Origin of the sequence: Pontibacter sp. FD36, from assembly GCF_015686655.1 — a bacterium.
GTDB lineage: Bacteria > Bacteroidota > Bacteroidia > Cytophagales > Hymenobacteraceae > Pontibacter.
Genome location: NZ_JADPMP010000007.1, coordinates 285,245 through 301,875, shown reverse-complemented (window position 1 = coordinate 301,875; position 16,631 = coordinate 285,245). Strand labels below are relative to the sequence as shown.

General features: G+C 50.5%; 22 protein-coding genes. 15 read left to right on the top strand and 7 right to left on the bottom strand.

All coding sequences use genetic code 11. From position 1 onward, the window contains the following. Nucleotides 1-29: 29 nt before the first annotated feature. Nucleotides 30-1,571: an FAD-dependent oxidoreductase gene (locus I0P70_RS11975; RefSeq protein WP_196118055.1), complete on the bottom strand. Its 1,542-nt coding sequence runs from the start codon at nt 1,569-1,571 to the stop codon at nt 30-32. A gap of 183 nt (nt 1,572-1,754) precedes the next feature. On the opposite strand from I0P70_RS11975, the gene I0P70_RS11970 reads away from it, so the two are divergent. After that, complete coding sequence (locus I0P70_RS11970; protein WP_230392145.1) at nt 1,755-2,111, top strand: tRNA-binding protein; 357 nt, start codon at nt 1,755-1,757, stop codon at nt 2,109-2,111. A 1-nt stretch (nt 2,112) separates the two neighbouring features. On the opposite strand, the gene I0P70_RS11965 is transcribed toward I0P70_RS11970, so the two are convergent. Then, nucleotides 2,113-2,517 (bottom strand): DUF4296 domain-containing protein, encoded by a 405-nt coding sequence (locus tag I0P70_RS11965; protein WP_299986338.1) that lies wholly within the window; start codon nt 2,515-2,517, stop codon nt 2,113-2,115. Between the two features lie 60 nt (nt 2,518-2,577). Between I0P70_RS11965 and I0P70_RS11960 the strand changes: the two genes are divergently transcribed. The 7 genes from I0P70_RS11960 (at nt 2,578) to I0P70_RS11930 (ending at nt 8,219) form a co-directional block, all read left to right on the top strand. Further along, on the top strand, nt 2,578-3,459 hold the full coding sequence (locus tag I0P70_RS11960; RefSeq protein ID WP_196118053.1) for a DUF58 domain-containing protein: 882 nt from the start codon (nt 2,578-2,580) through the stop codon (nt 3,457-3,459). Next, nucleotides 3,452-4,363: a hypothetical protein gene (locus I0P70_RS11955; RefSeq protein ID WP_196118051.1), complete on the top strand. Its 912-nt coding sequence runs from the start codon at nt 3,452-3,454 to the stop codon at nt 4,361-4,363. Before I0P70_RS11960 ends, I0P70_RS11955 begins: the two co-directional genes overlap by 8 nt. Next, on the top strand, nt 4,344-5,396 hold the full coding sequence (locus tag I0P70_RS11950) for a VWA domain-containing protein (RefSeq protein WP_196118049.1): 1,053 nt from the start codon (nt 4,344-4,346) through the stop codon (nt 5,394-5,396). Before I0P70_RS11955 ends, I0P70_RS11950 begins: the two co-directional genes overlap by 20 nt. A 52-nt stretch (nt 5,397-5,448) precedes the next feature. Then, nucleotides 5,449-6,255: a YggS family pyridoxal phosphate-dependent enzyme gene (locus I0P70_RS11945; protein WP_370583207.1), complete on the top strand. Its 807-nt coding sequence runs from the start codon at nt 5,449-5,451 to the stop codon at nt 6,253-6,255. A gap of 42 nt (nt 6,256-6,297) precedes the next feature. Then, on the top strand, nt 6,298-6,759 hold the full coding sequence (locus tag I0P70_RS11940; protein ID WP_196118045.1) for a DUF2750 domain-containing protein: 462 nt from the start codon (nt 6,298-6,300) through the stop codon (nt 6,757-6,759). Between the two features lie 163 nt (nt 6,760-6,922). Beyond that, nucleotides 6,923-7,786 carry a glycerophosphodiester phosphodiesterase gene (locus tag I0P70_RS11935; RefSeq protein ID WP_230392144.1) on the top strand — a complete coding sequence of 288 codons (864 nt, stop codon included), beginning with the start codon at nt 6,923-6,925 and terminating at the stop codon, nt 7,784-7,786. Between the two features lie 55 nt (nt 7,787-7,841). Next, nucleotides 7,842-8,219 (top strand): DUF423 domain-containing protein, encoded by a 378-nt coding sequence (locus I0P70_RS11930; protein WP_370583206.1) that lies wholly within the window; start codon nt 7,842-7,844, stop codon nt 8,217-8,219. 77 nt (nt 8,220-8,296) lie between these two features. Here the strand turns inward: I0P70_RS11930 and I0P70_RS11925 are convergent, their stop codons facing one another. The 3 genes from I0P70_RS11925 to I0P70_RS11915 all read right to left on the bottom strand — a co-directional run bounded on the left by I0P70_RS11925 (nt 8,297) and on the right by I0P70_RS11915 (nt 10,682). Continuing rightward, nucleotides 8,297-8,743, bottom strand: coding sequence for a DUF1573 domain-containing protein (locus tag I0P70_RS11925; RefSeq protein ID WP_196118041.1), 447 nt, complete (start codon nt 8,741-8,743; stop codon nt 8,297-8,299). A gap of 79 nt (nt 8,744-8,822) precedes the next feature. Next, entirely contained in the window at nt 8,823-10,229 is a 1,407-nt protein-coding gene (locus I0P70_RS11920; RefSeq protein WP_196118100.1) for an ATP-dependent RecD-like DNA helicase, read from the bottom strand. 3 nt (nt 10,230-10,232) lie between these two features. After that, nucleotides 10,233-10,682, bottom strand: a complete 450-nt coding sequence (locus tag I0P70_RS11915; RefSeq protein ID WP_196118039.1) for a PaaI family thioesterase — start codon at nt 10,680-10,682, stop codon at nt 10,233-10,235. Between the two features lie 37 nt (nt 10,683-10,719). Here I0P70_RS11915 and I0P70_RS11910 point away from each other — a divergent pair, with 37 nt between their 5' ends. The 3 genes from I0P70_RS11910 to coaD all read left to right on the top strand — a co-directional run bounded on the left by I0P70_RS11910 (nt 10,720) and on the right by coaD (nt 12,642). Beyond that, nucleotides 10,720-11,208 (top strand): NUDIX domain-containing protein, encoded by a 489-nt coding sequence (locus I0P70_RS11910; RefSeq protein WP_196118037.1) that lies wholly within the window; start codon nt 10,720-10,722, stop codon nt 11,206-11,208. A gap of 65 nt (nt 11,209-11,273) precedes the next feature. Next, nucleotides 11,274-12,161, top strand: coding sequence for a DUF3822 family protein (locus tag I0P70_RS11905; protein WP_196118035.1), 888 nt, complete (start codon nt 11,274-11,276; stop codon nt 12,159-12,161). A gap of 1 nt (nt 12,162) precedes the next feature. Continuing rightward, nucleotides 12,163-12,642, top strand: coding sequence for a pantetheine-phosphate adenylyltransferase (gene coaD / locus I0P70_RS11900; protein WP_196118033.1), 480 nt, complete (start codon nt 12,163-12,165; stop codon nt 12,640-12,642). On the opposite strand, the gene I0P70_RS11895 is transcribed toward coaD, so the two are convergent. Continuing rightward, complete coding sequence (locus I0P70_RS11895) at nt 12,596-13,276, bottom strand: NUDIX hydrolase (RefSeq protein WP_196118030.1); 681 nt, start codon at nt 13,274-13,276, stop codon at nt 12,596-12,598. The two genes, coaD and I0P70_RS11895, sit on opposite strands and share 47 nt — an antisense overlap. A 109-nt stretch (nt 13,277-13,385) precedes the next feature. On the opposite strand from I0P70_RS11895, the gene pyrE reads away from it, so the two are divergent. Beyond that, nucleotides 13,386-14,024, top strand: a complete 639-nt coding sequence (pyrE, locus tag I0P70_RS11890; protein WP_196118028.1) for an orotate phosphoribosyltransferase — start codon at nt 13,386-13,388, stop codon at nt 14,022-14,024. A gap of 16 nt (nt 14,025-14,040) precedes the next feature. Continuing rightward, the gene (locus tag I0P70_RS11885) at nt 14,041-14,538 is read left to right on the top strand and encodes a metallophosphoesterase (RefSeq protein ID WP_196118026.1); all 498 of its coding nucleotides are present in this window, start codon (nt 14,041-14,043) and stop codon (nt 14,536-14,538) included. A gap of 107 nt (nt 14,539-14,645) precedes the next feature. Here I0P70_RS11885 and I0P70_RS11880 read toward each other — a convergent pair whose 3' ends face one another. Continuing rightward, a complete protein-coding gene (locus tag I0P70_RS11880; RefSeq protein WP_040574265.1) occupies nt 14,646-14,828 on the bottom strand; it encodes a hypothetical protein in 183 nt (60 codons plus the stop codon). Between the two features lie 79 nt (nt 14,829-14,907). On the opposite strand from I0P70_RS11880, the gene I0P70_RS11875 reads away from it, so the two are divergent. Both I0P70_RS11875 and I0P70_RS11870 read left to right on the top strand, forming a co-directional pair. Next, nucleotides 14,908-15,948, top strand: coding sequence for a low specificity L-threonine aldolase (locus I0P70_RS11875; protein WP_196118023.1), 1,041 nt, complete (start codon nt 14,908-14,910; stop codon nt 15,946-15,948). 47 nt (nt 15,949-15,995) lie between these two features. Continuing rightward, nucleotides 15,996-16,631 (top strand): DNA-3-methyladenine glycosylase, encoded by a 636-nt coding sequence (locus I0P70_RS11870; protein WP_196118021.1) that lies wholly within the window; start codon nt 15,996-15,998, stop codon nt 16,629-16,631.

The following is a 16,631-nucleotide window of genomic DNA, read 5'->3' as shown; positions in this document are numbered from 1 at the left end:
CAGGGCTTTCTGTTTCCGGTTACAGTTCCTTAGGATGCCGGGCCCAGGTCCTTGCTGGCTGGTCCGGTAATAACTCTCCCAAAAGGATCGAAACGTGAGCCGTGGCATGGGCAGTCCCAGGAGCTTTCAACTTCGTTCCAGTGCACGACGCAACCCAAATGGGTGCATACTGCCGAGCATTGGTGCCGCACCCCATCCTGATCGCAGTAGACCGCCACTTTAGCCATACCTTTGCGCATAATTCTGCCGGTTCCTGGCAGTACTTCCATAGGGTCCTCTACTTCTCCTGGCGTCACATAGTCTTTGAACTGCGCGGCCACGTTTATATTTTCTTTCAAAAACTCCCCTACAGACTTGGTGCTCTTGCGGCTCGGGTCGTACAGCTTCTCCCATGGGTTCGGCCTACCCTGTATCAGGTCTGTAATCAGCATACCGGCTATCGTACCGTGTGTCATGCCATGGCCCGAGTCACCGGTGGCGATGTACACATTATCACTGTCTCCCGGATTGCGGCCAATGAAAGCAAGGCCATCCACTGGCTCAAACACCTGACCAGACCAGCGGTACATTACGTCTTTAGCCATCGGGAAATGCTTACGGGTCCAGCGCTCCAGTGAGTCAAATCGCTGACTCAGGTGATCGGCCTGCCCGGTTTTATGATCTTCGCCGCCCACGATCAGCAGATCCAGGCCCTCTCCATCCTCTCCGCCCGCCTTGCCTCTAAGTAGACGGACATAGTGATACGGATTTTCCATGTCCCAGTACAATGCATCAGGCACCTCCCCCTGGCGCACTGCCAGACCAATGGCGTAAGTTCGGTAGGGCGCCTGTTTTGTGTGCATCGTCACCATGTCATTGATCGGTGTGTTAGTAGCCACGACGAGGTGGTTTGCTGCAACAGCATGCCCGTCATGAGATACTACGGATACAACCGGACCAGTATCGAATCGTTCCACCTTGGTTTTGGTAAAGATGCGGCCGCCCGCATTGATAAAGGCATTTGCCAGGGCAGACAGATATTTCAGCACATGAAAGTGCGCCTGATTCGGGTATTGCAGACAAGGGAATTCGGTGAGGGTGTTCAGCGGACTGTGCTTTCGCAGTACAACATCCAGCCAGCCTATTTTCTGGACCGCCTCTAGTTCCCGCATCAGGTCTTCCTGCTGCTGGTTGTCTGTGGCAAAGAGGTAGCCGTCTACCCTTGCAAAATCACAGTCTATATTTTCATCTTTGATGATTTCTTCAATCTTATCAATCGCTTTCCCGTGGCTTTGGGCGGCCAGGCGGGCACCATCTTCTCCAAAAAGACGGATAAGTTCGTCGAATCGCTCATCCAGGGCATTGGAAAGGTGAGCCGTCGTGCGGCTGGTTTCTCCACCGCCTATCTCCTTGGCCTCGAGCAATACCACGTCACGACCTTCTTTGGCCAGCAGGTAGGCCGTTGTAAGACCTGCTATACCTGCGCCGACAACACATACATCACATTTTATGTTGTCGACTAAGGGGTTGGTAACAGGCATCGATATGTTCTCTACCCACACGGGAAAACTAGCTCCGGATTCTCTTTTCATAGTTTTAAGGTTTTGCAATAGCTTCGTCTGACTTATACTTTTAGCTCTTTTAACAGTAAGAAAGCCAGTTGCATAGGATACGCGGGTATAGGCCTAATGTTACCGTGGTGCAAAGCACCAACCCGCAACAGGCTAATTTTTAAAGCAAAATCTGTAACTTGGCTGAGAAAAACAGACAATACCATGCACACGCCCGCACAGGCCATGCCGACCATTTCATGGCAGCATTTTGAACAAACAGATATCCGGGTAGGCACCATAATAGAGGCCACAGAGTTTCCGGAAGCCCGTAAACCTGCTTATAAGCTCCTGATCGACCTGGGTCCGTTGGGTATTAAAAGATCGAGCGCCCAGATCACGAAGCACTATACCTTAGATGACCTGCCTGGGAAGCAGGTACTGTGTGTCGTCAACCTGGGAAACAAGCAGATTGGGAAATACATGTCAGAGGTATTGGTGACAGGCTTTGCGGACGAGCACGGGGATATAGTGCTGGCGCAACCGGCTGGACCCGTACCAAACGGAAGCAAACTGATGTAAATTAATAGGCCTCCTGCATGCCCTCCAGTCTGGGCCTGCGACCAGGCACAGCTCCAGTTGTATCGATGGAGCGAAGTTTGGCTTCGCGCACGCTCAGGGTGTCCAGGATGATTTCGTAGAGGCGATCCATCTGCCCAAGGTTGCTCAGATAGTAGCGATAGGTTTTCCTGAAGTCTTCTTCTTCTACACCATGCTGCGCCAGAATCTGCTTTTGTTCTTTATTAAAGACCATCAGGGCGGTGTCCGGGTACAGAACATGGTTTTCGATGCGGGCTTCGGCAATATGCACATCAGCCAGGATCTGCACCATCTTCTGCTCAGGCAGCAGGTCAGCAGGCCGCTTTTCGCTGCTCTGGCCACAGCCAGTCAGCACGACAAAGGAAAGTAGGTATAAAATTCGTTTCACGAATGTAATATTACGGGAATATGTCCTAATTTTAAAATCTGAGGCAAAGCACCTACCCTTATGAAGGAACTTGTTCAAAAGCTGCGCAAGTACGAGATACGCATACGTAAAGCCATCAACACCCAGATGCAGGGTGACTTCCATTCTGTTTTTAAAGGAACAGGCCTGGAGTTTGATGACGTGCGCGCTTACCAGTACGGCGACGACGTGCGTTCGATCGACTGGCACGTCTCGGCCAAGGGGCATGGCACCTTCGTGAAAACCTACCGGGAAGAAAAAGAGCAGTCGGTGTTTCTGATGCTGGACGTAAGCGCCTCCCAGACTGTGGGTACAGGGCGCCAGCACAAGCTGGACGTTGGCAAAGAGATCTGCGGGGTACTTGCCCTTGCAGCCGCCCGCCAGCAAAGCCAGATCGGCATTATCTGCTTTAGTGATCAAAAAGAGAAATACATCAAGCCCGCCAAAGGTATAGAACAGGCATATACCTTGATCAAGGCACTGCACGAGCTGAATCCCAAATCAGTAAAAACCAATCTGGCTGCCGGCATCAAGCTTACACTCGATATTGTAAAGCGCCGCAGCATTATCCTGCTTATCTCCGATTTCATTGATGTAAACTATGAGAAGGAACTGGCCATGCTGGCTAAGCGGCATGACCTGATCGTGATACAGCTGCTTGATCTGCGTGAGCGCAATATGCCAAGCCTGGGCATCGTGCCGGTGGTTGATAAGGAGACAGGTAAGACAATCTGGCTCAATACCTCAGGAGCGGAATTCAAAGAGCATTATTTTGCCCAGTACAAACAGAATCAGGACAGGGTAATCCGGATTTGCCAGAAATACCAGGCAAACTATCTGGCCATACAGGCCAATGAAGATTATGTGATGCAGTTGGTAAACCTGTTTCGCCTTCGTAACCGAACATCCAAGAAAAGTGCGTAACTCCCTGCTTATACTTTTTTATTTTCTTACTCTGAGTGCGCAGGCGCAGCAGTTGCTACCACCAGCTGGCAGCTTCAGCAAGGACTCGGTGCATATCGGGGAGCTTGTGCGCTATACCCTGGTGCACCGGCACCCGGCGGCGCAGGAAGTCATCCTGCCAGACTCCAGTTACAATTTCGCCCCCTTCGAGTTGGTGCGACAGGAGTTTTACCCCACCACTACACGCGCAGGCATCAGCACGGACAGTACCGTGTATACCTTACGCACCTTTGATACCTCGCCTGTTCAGTCGCTGGAGTTGCCTGCCATTGTACTACGGGGCACAGACACCCTGCAGGTGGTATCGCCGAGGCAGTCGGTGGTATTGCGGCAGCTGGTGCAGGAGGTTTCCACGCCGCTGCAACTGCGTACCCAAACCACCCTGTCGCCGGTGGAGGAACGTTTCGACTGGCCTGTGCTGCTGCTATGGATCGTCACCATCGCAGCATTCATTACACTGGTATGGCTCGTGTTCGGGCAAACGATCAAGACGAAATACCAGCTCTACCGACTACGCAAAGACCACTTGTACTTCAACTCCAGGTATAACTCCCATGTCGATCGTTTCGTGAAGACGGGCGTTCCATCGAGTATGGAGAAAGCGGTGGCCCTTTGGAAAAACTACCTCACCAAACTGGAGCGAAGCGCCATCAACTCGTTCACGACAAAAGAAATTGTGGAGTATTACAATGACGACGAGCAAGTGAACGTGGCGCTTCGCCTGTGCGACAAAGCCATATACGGCAACGTAACGGCCGAACCCGATCAGGAAACAAACCAGGCGCTGGGCATGCTGCGCCGCTTTGCCAGAAGCAGATATAAAACTCACCGCGAAATAACCGGAAATGCTAGGACTAAACGATAACATGCTGGACTGGCTCAGCCTGGAATGGTTTAACCTGGGCACGATGCGTTCATTTGACTGGGTATACCCACTGGTGCTGTATGCCTTGCCGGTAGTGCCCCTCCTTTTCCTAATCAAGGGGCTGCTTCGTTTAAAGTCACGCAGCAAGCTTGACATGGCGATGTTCGAAGGCACCGTGCGCTGGCAATGGTCCAGTCTGCTGCGCTTTGTACCTGATGTGGTTTACATGCTGTTTGTGATGCTGGTGCTACTGGCCCTGGCCCGACCTCAGCGTATAAATGAGCAAGTCGAGCAAACTGCTGAAGGTATAGACATCGTGCTGGTACTGGACGTGTCAGGGTCCATGGAACTACAGGACATCAAGCCGAGCCGGCTCGAAGCGGCCAAAGATGTTGCCATTAACTTCATTGACGGTCGCGTAGCTGACCGTATCGGGGTGGTGGTGTTTGCCGGCGACGCTTACTCCCTGGCTCCTCTTACTACTGACTACGAACTGCTGCGCGAAAGCATCCGCTCCATCGAAAATGGCATGATCCCGAATGATGGTACGGCCATCGGCAGTGCCCTGGCAGTGGCCATCAACCGTATGCGCGACTCTAACGCGAAGAGCAAAGTTGCCATCCTGATCAGTGATGGAGAGAACACAGCAGGCAGTCTCGACCCCACCATGGCTGCCCGGCTGGCCTATGCGCACCAAATCAAGGTATACACCATAGGAATAGGAAAAGACGGCCTCGTGCCCTACGACGTTGACGCCAATGGCAAAACCTTGTTAGTAGAAACGCAGTTAGACGAAAAAAGCCTGCGTGAAATTTCGGAAACCGGAGAAGGCCGTTTTTTCAGAGCTGACTCCCGTGACGGATTGCAGGAGGTATTCCAAAACATCAACCAGTACGAGAAAACGGAGGTACGGGAGAAACGCTTCCGAGACACTTACGACTATTACCAGGTATACCTGAAATGGGCTCTGTTACTGCTAGTTGGCTGGATGTTGCTTAAGAATACTTTTATGACCAATGTGCTGGAAGACTAAGTCAGTTTAGAAGTTGGAGATATGGTGAGTTGGAAAACACAGGAGTACAGACTTGATCCACCTTGTTGCCAGACCTTCTGATCAGCTTAAGTTCTCAGGTATAGCACGTGACCAACAGCTATACCAAAACTATACAGGTACTATACAAACATTGAACACACCACATAATACTATGTCTGCAATTGCTGATAATATCCGTTTTTTTGACGAGAAACTTCGTGACACACCCTGTCGCTTGGTAGCTGTATCTAAAACACATCCGCCCGAAATGATCATGGAAGCTTACAACGCAGGCCATCGCATTTTTGGCGAAAACAAAGTACAGGAGTTGCTGGAGAAACGGGACCAGTTGCCGCACGACATCGCCTGGCACCTCATTGGGCACCTGCAGACAAATAAAGTAAAGCAGATCGCTCAGTTCATCGACACCATCCAGTCTGTAGACAGCCTCAAACTGCTGATAGAAATCAATAAAAGAGCGGAGCAGTTCAACCGTACGCTACCTGTCAACTGTATGCTGCAGTTCGACATAGCCGATGAAGAAACCAAGTATGGTATGCGCTATAATGAGGCAGTAGCCCTGCTGCAAAGCGAAGAATACCGCAACATGCATTTTATCCGTATCACTGGAGTAATGGGTATCGCCACCAATACCGATGATCAGGAAAAGCTCCGCAGTGAATTCCGAACGCTGCGTGGCTACTTTGAGAAACTGAAAGAAACATTTTTTATCGCCAACGACGACTTCAAAGAAATCTCGATGGGCATGACCTCAGACTGGGAACTTGCTTTAGCTGAGGGCAGTACCTTCATACGTGTCGGCAGCGGCATATTCGGAGCACGCAATTACAACAAATAATCATACCTTAGACGATCTTTTCACGCTAAACCAACCATCACCATGCAAGAGAATACCAACGAAAACATGGAAGCCAATTACAGAAAATTCATCCAGCGCATCGTTGAGACAGAGAGCGTTTGGGGCCTGACACACGACGAGACCTGGGCTACTTCCAGTTCTGCTGAGTACGAAGATGCAGAGGTGATCCTGTTCTGGTCCAATGCGGATGGCGCCAAAGCCTGTGCCGAAGACGACTGGTCAGAATATAAGCCAGAGTCTATTACATTGGTAGAGTTTCTGGAAAACTGGTGCGTGGGTATGTACGGCGACCAATTGCTGCTCGGCCCGGACTGGGATGCTAGTCTGGTAGGCCGTGAAATGGAACCGCTGGTAGTGGCGCTGGACGTGGTACAGGAGCTGAAGCATAAAGGCAAAACCATAGAGTTCACCCAGTACGACAGCCAGGACGAATTTGAAGAGCAGGTGATCGAAGCGCTGGAAGGCGAAGGCGAAGACGAATAAGCCTAAGCCGAACCAGGCAGGAGGCAGCTAAAAGAATTAACGATTTGTTAACGGCTAAGAGGTATAGCCATACCTGTCCATGCGCTTTTTTTGCTGAAAAGGATTCCGCATGTTCAAAAACCTACTAGTTGCCTCTTGCCTATACCTGATAAGCTCATGCACCATGTCTGCACAACACGGCGCTATACCTGACACAACAGCCCGGCACCTCCCCGCCTTCGACCTGGAAGGCCATCGGGGTGCACGCGGCCTGGTGCCTGAAAACACCATTCCGGCCATGATCAGGGCGCTGGACCTGGGGGTCACGACCCTGGAGATGGACGTGCACATCACCAAAGACAAGCAGGTAGTGCTCTCCCACGACCCGTACATCAATCCGGAACACGACCTCCTACCCGACGGCAGCGAAATACCGGCTGCGCACAAGCACAAGTATGTGCTCTACCAGTTGGACTATGCTACCATCAAAACATTCGATGCGGGCTCTAAATTCTATGACAAGTTTCCACAGCAGGAGAAGCTCCCGACTTACAAACCGCTCCTCTCCGACCTGATCGACTCAGTGCAGACCTACCTGCAGCAAAAAGAACTGCCACAGGTATATTACAACATCGAAACCAAATCGAAGCCACGCGGCGACGGTAAGCTGCACCCCGCTCCCGAGGAGTTTGTGGAACTGCTGATGGGTGTGATAGAGGCAAAAAGTATCAGCGAGTGGGTGATCATTCAGTCGTTTGATGTGCGTACGCTGCAGGTGCTGCAACGGCGCTATCCGCACATCAAAACTTCACTGTTGGTTGAAAATCTGAAAGGGCTGAACAAGAACCTGGAAGCCCTGGGTTTTATACCTGACATCTACAGTCCCTACTACAAGCTGGTAACCCCAAGTCTGGTCAGGAATTGTCATGCGAAAGGTATGAAGGTAGTTCCCTGGACCATTAACGAGCTGAAGGAAATGCAGCGGTTAAAAGAAATGGGCGTGGACGGATTGATATCCGATTACCCGAACCTGTACCGGGAATTATGAATTGGTTGATTTATATCGGAAATTAGCACCCGAATAAACCAAACTATCTTCTACTGTGACTCAAAAAGCCATACTCTTAATAGCAACTGCCTTTGGCGCACTTAGTGTGATGATCGGTGCCTTCGGAGCGCATGCACTGGCTCCCATGCTGCGTGCCACCAACCGTGTCGAGACCTTTGAAACGGCCGTGAAATATCAGATGTACCATACCCTGGCCCTACTGGCGGTCGGCCTACTGCTTTTCAAAATAGAGCACCCTGCCTTACAGATAGCCGCCTGGGCCTTCTTGATCGGCATCATCATCTTCTCAGGTTCTCTCTATACCCTGACCATGACAGGTATTACCTGGCTGGGTGCCATTACGCCAATCGGTGGAACGGCCCTTATTGTAGGTTGGGCTGCTTTGTTCTATGCCGTCCTCAAGGCGCTCTAAGGTATAGGAACTTATAAAAACAGAAAGGCTCCCGGCAAATAACCGGGAGCCTTTCTGTTTTAAAAGATTATAGCTGCTTATTGCGCTTTCGCGGCAGAGGCGGGCTTCTCTTTGATATTAGCTACGATGTACACATAGGTTGGCTCCCCTGTGTTGGAATGGATCGTAATGGCCTTCTTCTGCTGCCCCATGCGACCAGCGCTGTTATACTTCGCTTTCACAATGCCAGTTTTACCAGGCATCACAGCCTCTTTGGTCCAGGCAGGTGATGTACAACCGCAGGTTACATCAACACGGTCGATGACTACTGGCTGTGTACCTGTGTTTGTGAAGGTAAAGGTATGCTCCACCACATCGCCTTGCGCGATATCACCAAAGTTGTGCTCAGTTGCCTCAAACGTGATGGCAGGACCTGATTTAGCTTGCGCTTGCGGAGCTGCCGTTTGTTTGGCAGGACCTTGCTGCGCTACGGCACCACCGGCTACCAGTGCGGCCATTGCAAAAGAAAGGATTAATTTTTTCATACGTATAAAGGGTTTAGCTAATGCTGTTACGATTCGTCCGTTGTTAAGTTCTAACGTTTTGGTAAACCTTCTAAATATATCAGTCAACCAATAGTTGCTTGCTAAAGTTCAGCAGGTACAGCTCTTCTGACGAACGGGTAAGGGCTGTGTAGAGCCAGCGGGCAAACTCCTCGTTCACCATCTCGTCCTTCAAAAAGCCTTGGTCTACGAACACAGCTTTCCACTGGCCACCCTGCGCCTTGTGACAGGTCAGGGCATAGGCAAATTTGACCTGCAGTGCATTCAGGTAAGGGTTTTGCTTCATTTCTTTTGCCCGATCCCGTTTGTTTTTGATGTCCAGGTAGTCCTGCAGCACCGCATCGTAGAGCTTTTTGTTCTGGTCGGCGGGCAGGGCCGGCGCATCGGTGTACAGCGTATCAAGCATGATCTTCACCTCCAGCTCTTCTTCCTCCGGATAATCGACAAAGCGCACACGCACATCCGCAAACCGAAGGTCATACATATCCTCGTAGCGGATGATCTTTGTGATTTCCACAAAGTCGCCATTGGCCATAAAGCCGATATTAGACTCCTTAGGCAACCAGAAGTAGTTGTTACGCACGATCATCAAAAAATCTCCTACCCCTATCTCATCTTCAGAGAAAAAGATCTGGCGCCGGATATGCTGGTTGTAAAGGTTAGCTGATTTGTTGGAACGGCAGATCACGATGGAGTTCTCGATGCCAAATTTATCATAAGCATAGCGCAAACCATCTTCCAGCTTCTCGCCTGTCATACGATAGATATCGCGCCAGCCTTTGGTGTGCAGTTTGATGTCGGGCTTGTCACCCTGCAGCTGGTTGCGCAGCTGCGTGGCATTCATGAGTATACCGGAGGCTTCGGCCTGTCGCATAACCTGGCGTAGCTCCAGTTCGTGCACCTTGCAGCGGAAGTTATGCTTCAGGTAATCTGCATTAAGCGCCGGGCTCAGCGTTTGGTTCACCGGAGGCAACTGGGCTGTATCGCCGATCAGCAGCAGTTTGTTGTTCTTGTTCTCAAAAACATAACCGAGCAAATCCTGCAGCAGGCCGTTTTGCCCAAAGCCGCTGTCATCCGAGATCATCGAAGACTCGTCCACTATATAGAAGGTCTTGTCTGATTTGTTTGGCATGCGGGTAAAAGACAATCCCTCGGAGTATGGATTTGCTGTCTGCCGATAGATCTTTTTATGGATGGTAAAAGCCTTGCGGCCACTGTAAGAAGCCATCACCTTGGCAGCACGACCGGTTGGGGCCAGCAACACATACTTGTACCCAAAGGTGCGGAGTATCTTCACCAGCGACGTTACGACCGTAGTCTTACCCGTACCGGCATAGCCTTTGAGCAAAAACACCGATTTCTCGGAGTCGGAGTCCATTATAAATTCATCAAGCTTGGCGAAGAGCCGCGCCTGGTCCTGGGTAGGATCAAACGGAAAACTTGTTCTAAGTGCCTCTACTGGACGCATCATTTAACTCCTCAACTCTTCTGGTGCAATGTTCGCCATGGAAGCACTTGCTTTGGCGATCAGTAGGGGCTCCTGCGCACCTTTCACTACGTATACCTCAGCCTCACAGAAATTTAGCTTACGCCCCTGCTTTAGCACAAAGCCTTTGGCTATCAGTTTGTCACCCACACCCGGATGGAAATAGGATACCTTGATCTCGGCTGTGACCACGTGATGGCCCTTGGGCACCAGACTCACGGCGGCAAAACCTGCTACAATGTCGGCCAGCGTCGCAATAACGCCGCCATGCGCGAAGCCTTTGTGTTGCTTATGCTTCTGTTCCAGCACAAGTTCACCTTCTACTCGGCCTACTTCAATTTTAGTTACTTCAAAGCCCATGAGCTTCATAAACTCCTGGCGCTCCAGCTTTTCTTTTATATCTGCCCGAAAATCGGGGTTATAGGTCTGAATCATTTTGTAAATTTACCACCTATACCCCGCTATCGCAAACATGAACACACTAAACCCCAATGCCGCTGCTTACGCCGGCAAAGTAAGGCTCCGCGTGTGCGGCATTTGCCTGCAAGACGACAAACTACTGCTCGTGCGCCATCAGTCAACACTCAACAATGAAGCTTTCTGGGCTCCGCCTGGAGGTGGACTGCAATATGGCGAAACTGTAGAGGCCTGTCTGGTGCGTGAAGTGCTGGAGGAAACAGGATTGCAGACGAAAGTAAAGCGTTTCCTTTTCGTGAATGAATTCCTCCAGGAGCCGCTTCAGGCTGTTGAGCTGTTCTTTGAGTTGGAACTGATAGGCGGTGGACTGGTAAGAGGTATAGATCCGGAAGCAAGCCACGAACAGCAGCTGATCGAAGAGGTGGCTTTTCTAAGCCTGGCCGAGATCCGGCAGATACCGTTGGCAGACAAACACCGTGTGCTGCATTACCTGTTTTCACTGGATGATCTGTTTGGGATGCCACATCGCTTTGTACAGGCATGATCATTTTACTATATTTTTAGTATACTTGCATAGCACAATATAGTATTACCTGGAGCTCATATACCTTGAACACCATCAACACGCACTTTCGGCTGTCCTACCAGATACAGGATGAGGCTTTTAAGCTTTCGCAGGCAGGCAATTGCAACCTGTACATTGCCATCAGCTCCAGAGCCATGCGACTGGCCGTTGCTGACGTGGAGCGTAACAAGTTTGTCGCGCTGGAAGATTATGAGCTCATAACGGTATTCACGCCGCTTCAAATAGCGGAGCAGCTGCGTCTGATCGCCGACCAAAGTCCCATCCTGCAGGAGCAGCGCTGGCTAGATGTCCGCATCAGCGTGAGCAATCAGTTCTTCACTCTGGTACCGGAAACACTGTTTGACCCTGCTCACCAGGAAGACTACCTGCGCCTGCACAGCAACCTCGACCCGCAGCAGCATGTCATTCTTTACAACCGCACCCTGGGACTTGATGCAGTTAACATTTTTGCGATCGATGGGGTGATTTACCGAATGGCTCAAAGCATTTTCCCGGAGCGCAACGTACAGTTTACCCACCAAACCAGCTCGCTGATCAAGAGTGCGCTGCACCAGACCGACCGTAATGCAGGCCGCATCATGCACCTGTTTGTGGAGCGGAATTATGTCACCGTGCTGGTAGTGGATGAAAACGGGCTGCAGTTCTGTAACGTATTCCATTACCTGAGTCCGGAAGACTTCATCTATTTCGTCATTTTTGTGATGCAGGAGCAGAAGATGAATCCCGAGCAGGAGACGATCACCGCCTGGGGCGATATCACGCCGGATTCCAGCCTCTTCAATATGCTCAAAAAATACATCCGGCAGGTACGCTTCGGCAAACGCCCTGCTGATGTGGGCTACAGCTACAAGTTCGATGACCTCTTCGAACATCGCTATTTCGAACTGTTCAGCTTACACTTTTGTGAATAAAATGAAAAAAGTCGCCATTTTCCCAGGTTCGTTTGATCCCTTTACCAATGGCCACCTGGATGTGGTGCTGCGGGGCTCCAAAATGTTTGATGAGATCATTATCGCCATTGGCAACAACAGCAGTAAAGAACGCTACATTCCAGTAGAGAAGATGGTGGATATTATCGGAGAGGTTTTCAAAGATAAGCCCAATATTACGGCACGCTCTTATAAAGGACTTACAGCAGAATTTGCCCGTGAAGTGAACGCTACTTTTTTGCTGCGCGGGCTACGCAACACCACCGACTTCGAATATGAAAACACGATAGCCCAGGCTAACCGTCACATCAACAAAGACCTGGAGACCGTGTTCCTGATCACCTCACCAGCTTTGGCGGCCATCAGCTCTACGATCATCCGCGAAATTCATCGCTTTGGTGGCAATGTAGACGAATTTATACCTTTCCAGATTTCAGCGATTGGAGATATTCCCGTACAATAAAGGCAATCGAGGTATAGGCTTTGGGCAGTACTTCCATGGCCTCTTCCGGTGTCATCCAACGCACTTCTTCTATAAACTCCTCCGCTTGGGGCTTCATCAGACTGTCATCCGTGCAGTCCATCAGGTACCAGCTTGTCTTCTTGAGGATCTTCTTGCCTTTAAAAGCATAAGAATGCCAGGTCTTCGGAAGTTTATTTAATACTTCTACCGAGATATTGCATTCCTCCTCTACTTCGCGCACAGCACCATCCTGCGTCTTCTCGCCCTTGTTCAGTTTGCCTTTAGGCAGGTCCCAAACCCCCAGACGGTAGATCATCAGGATTTTTCCATCTTTCAGCACCAGCCCGCCTCCGGCTTTCACAATCTTGAACTGATCTTTGAGGTGCTCGATCAATTGTTTTTTCTTGTTGGCAACCAATGTAAGCGAATTTAGCTTTTTTAGCTTCTTCACCTCCATAAGCCGCACAATACGATCTATCAACTGCGGGTCAGCCCCTTTAATCAGCACGTCCCCTACCAGATCTTTAGAGGTGAAGTGGTTGTCAGCAGCGAGCACCAGGTCGTAGTGATGACGGTGTACCTTCTCGTTTGACTTTTTGAGGATAAGCGGAATATCGTTAATAAAAACGTTCATAGGGTCAAGTGCTCGTGTATCAGGCTTGAAATTTACACAAATCAATCAATATTTCGCTGTAAAGAAAATACAGGTCGCTAAAAAGGGGAAATATTTCTTAAATTCGGCCATGGATAATCAGACGACAGCACATCAGGTAGCCTCTTTCCTGCTGGAAACCGAGGCCGTGAAATTGAGACCAGAACAGCCCTTTAAATGGAGCTCCGGTTGGAATTCGCCCATCTACTGCGATAACCGCGTGACCTTATCCTTTCCGCACATCCGAAGCTACATCAAGCAGCAATTAGCCGAAATGATCAAACAGAACTTTCCGGATGCTGAAGCCATCGCAGGAGTTGCCACGGCAGGTATAGCCCAGGGAGCACTGGTCGCCGATCTACTGGAAATGCCTTTCTTGTACGTGCGCCCGCAGCCAAAGAGTCACGGTATGGCCAACCAGATAGAAGGGAAACTGATCTCCGGCCAGAAAGTGGTCATGGTGGAAGACCTGATATCGACAGGTGGCAGCTCACTGAAGGCAGCAGAAGCAGTGCGATCGGCAGGCGGCAATGTAGTAGGTATGGCAGCGATCTTCACCTATGGGTTTGCTTTGGCTGAAGACAACTTCAGGGAAGCAGGTATACCGTTGCACTGTCTCAGCGATTACCAGGCGCTGACCGAAGCCGCCATGCAGAACGGTTACATCCCGGAGTCAGCCATGCCTACACTGGCTGAGTGGCGTCAATCCCCTGAAACCTGGAAGGTATAAGCACACAAGGTATAGCATGAAAATAGGCCTCCTCTCTGACACACACGACTATATGGATGATCAGATCCTGCGGCACCTCGCCGATCGGGACGAGATCTGGCATGCCGGTGACTTTGGCACTGCCATGGTAGCGGAGCGTCTCAGCGAGGTGGCCCCCCTTCGGGGCGTGTATGGCAATATTGACGGACAGGACATCCGCTCACTTTACCCAAAGGTACTACGGTTCAATGCCAATGGACTGGATGTGCTGATGACGCACATTGGGGGTTATCCGGGAAAATATCATCCGGATATAAGGCAGGAAATCAAGGCGAACCCTCCGGGCCTCTACATCACCGGACACTCGCACATACTCAAGATCATGACCGACAAAAGTCTGAACAACCTGCTGCACATCAATCCGGGTGCAGCTGGCAGGCACGGATTTCATAAGGTGCGTACGATGGTGCGCTTTGCCATCGACAATGGGCAGGTGCGCGATCTGCAGGTGATCGAGCTTGGCAAGAGGGCATAAAAAAAGCGTGCCTGCTGGTGCAAGCACACTTTGAAGTCTTTCGAAAACCCGCCAACCGAAGCTTTCACAGCGTTGGCAGGCAGATGGTTTTACTTTGCCGTAAAAGACTACTCAGCAGAAGCTTCTTCTTCCTTCTTGTTCTTAGGCGCTTCACCGAACTGAGCACGCAGCTCGTCCATGTCCACGTTCTTAATAACTGGCGTCAAAAGCAATTGCTTAATTCTGGCAACCTTGTTGTTTGCTCTTGCCTTATTCTTACGGTCTTTTCTTTTAAGTCTAGTAACTCCCATCGTTGCAAAATTTAAATTTGAAGGGCAAAAGTAAGTTATTATTTTTACAAAGTAAAGTATTTCTAGCATCAAATTCGATATGAATATAACAGATCTCCGCTCCGACACCGTCACAAAGCCCACTCCTGCCATGCTGCAAGCCATGTTTGCTGCCCAGGTAGGCGACGACGTGTACGAAGAAGACCCAACCATAAATACCCTCGAACGGAAAGCTGCAGCGCTTTTTGGAATGGAAGCAGGCCTTTTCTGCCCCTCTGGCACCATGACCAACCAGATTGCCATCAAGGCCCATACCGAGCCGATGACGGAAGTGATCTGTGATATTACGGCGCACATTTACCAGTATGAAGGTGGCGGCATTATGTTTAACTCCGGTGCCTCAGTGGCACTCGTGCATGGCGAACGCGGCAAAATGACTCCGGAGCAGGTAGAGGCCCATATCCGTCCGGACAACATCCACTACCCTCCTACCCGCCTGGTGGCCCTGGAGAACACCTGCAACAAAGGAGGTGGTTCCTATTATACCTTACCTGAGATAGCGGCTATCTCTGGGGTATGCAAGCGCCATGGCATCGCCTTGCACCTGGATGGTGCCCGTGTGTTCAACGCCCTGGTCGCGTCTGGTGAAAACCCTCAGGAATACGGTACTTACTTCGACAGTATTTCAATCTGCCTCTCAAAAGGACTAGGTGCGCCGGTAGGTTCTCTCCTGCTGGGTACGAAAGAGTTCATCAAAAAATCACGCCGCATCCGCAAAGTGCTTGGTGGCGGTATCCGACAGGGCGGTTATCTGGCAGCAGCCGGCATCTATGCGCTGGACCAACATGTGGAGCGACTAGCTGAAGATCATCAGAAGGCGAAGCAGCTAGAGGCAGTTTTAAACGAAGCGGATTACGTGGAGTATGTGCTTCCCGTGCAAACTAACATTGTCATCTTCAAGCTTAACGATAGGTATAAGGATGTAGATTTTGTTGCCGCACTGGCAGAGCAGCAAATACATACCAGCAGTTTTGGTCCGCAGATGATCCGTTTTGTGACGCATTTGGATGTGAGCGAAGAAATGCTGCAGCATGTGCTGCAGGTGCTACACAGTCTCAACAAAAAGCAGGTGACGGTTTAGTCCGTCACCTGTTATACCATTTTCTAACTTATTACATCTCTGCAGCCATGGCCTCAGAAAACACGCACCACTACCTTGCTCCTGATGCACTGTCGGTACTTAGGCAAGATCCGGTCATGGCTCAGATCGTGGAGCAGGGCCGGTCAATTGAATCATCCAGATCAGAGGATATATACTTCAGGTTGCTCAGCGCTATAGTATCGCAGCAGCTCAGCACAAAAGCAGCCGCTACCATTTTTGGGCGCTTCAAAGAACTTTTCCCTGACAACTACCCGCACCCTCACCTGGTGCTCGAAACGCCGGATGAAACCCTCCGGGGAGCCGGTCTTTCCTTTCAAAAAATTGGCTATGTGCGCAATGTGGCGGCTTTTGCGCAAGGTGGAAACTTAGAGCATACGCTTATAGATGCCATGGAGGACGAAGCCCTTATACAGCACCTGACCCAAATAAAAGGTATAGGCCGCTGGACGGTAGAGATGCTGCTGATGTTTGCACTGGAAAGACCGGACGTGATGCCTGTAGATGACTTGGGTATACAGAATGCTATGAAACGGCACTATGGGTTGGAGGAATCTGGGAAACTACAGAAAGCTCGCATGTTAGAGATTGCTGAGAACTGGAGGCCTTACCGATCGGTAGCTTGTAAATACTTGTGGCAGTCGCTGGACAACGCACCAGGTTAA

Coding starts and splice junctions, on each gene's coding strand:
- I0P70_RS11880 (WP_040574265.1), bottom strand. CDS start 14,828: ATGGGAGTTACTAGACTTAAAAGAAAAGACCGTAAGAATAAGGCAAGA.
- I0P70_RS11935 (WP_230392144.1), top strand. CDS start 6,923: ATGTCTGCACAACACGGCGCTATACCTGACACAACAGCCCGGCACCTC.
- I0P70_RS11970 (WP_230392145.1), top strand. CDS start 1,755: ATGCACACGCCCGCACAGGCCATGCCGACCATTTCATGGCAGCATTTT.
- coaD (WP_196118033.1), top strand. CDS start 12,163: ATGAAAAAAGTCGCCATTTTCCCAGGTTCGTTTGATCCCTTTACCAAT.
- I0P70_RS11940 (WP_196118045.1), top strand. CDS start 6,298: ATGCAAGAGAATACCAACGAAAACATGGAAGCCAATTACAGAAAATTC.
- I0P70_RS11920 (WP_196118100.1), bottom strand. CDS start 10,229: ATGCGTCCAGTAGAGGCACTTAGAACAAGTTTTCCGTTTGATCCTACC.
- I0P70_RS11950 (WP_196118049.1), top strand. CDS start 4,344: ATGCTAGGACTAAACGATAACATGCTGGACTGGCTCAGCCTGGAATGG.
- I0P70_RS11875 (WP_196118023.1), top strand. CDS start 14,908: ATGAATATAACAGATCTCCGCTCCGACACCGTCACAAAGCCCACTCCT.
- pyrE (WP_196118028.1), top strand. CDS start 13,386: ATGGATAATCAGACGACAGCACATCAGGTAGCCTCTTTCCTGCTGGAA.
- I0P70_RS11910 (WP_196118037.1), top strand. CDS start 10,720: ATGAACACACTAAACCCCAATGCCGCTGCTTACGCCGGCAAAGTAAGG.
- I0P70_RS11925 (WP_196118041.1), bottom strand. CDS start 8,743: ATGAAAAAATTAATCCTTTCTTTTGCAATGGCCGCACTGGTAGCCGGT.
- I0P70_RS11870 (WP_196118021.1), top strand. CDS start 15,996: ATGGCCTCAGAAAACACGCACCACTACCTTGCTCCTGATGCACTGTCG.
- I0P70_RS11960 (WP_196118053.1), top strand. CDS start 2,578: ATGAAGGAACTTGTTCAAAAGCTGCGCAAGTACGAGATACGCATACGT.
- I0P70_RS11915 (WP_196118039.1), bottom strand. CDS start 10,682: ATGATTCAGACCTATAACCCCGATTTTCGGGCAGATATAAAAGAAAAG.
- I0P70_RS11885 (WP_196118026.1), top strand. CDS start 14,041: ATGAAAATAGGCCTCCTCTCTGACACACACGACTATATGGATGATCAG.
- I0P70_RS11975 (WP_196118055.1), bottom strand. CDS start 1,571: ATGAAAAGAGAATCCGGAGCTAGTTTTCCCGTGTGGGTAGAGAACATA.
- I0P70_RS11895 (WP_196118030.1), bottom strand. CDS start 13,276: ATGAACGTTTTTATTAACGATATTCCGCTTATCCTCAAAAAGTCAAAC.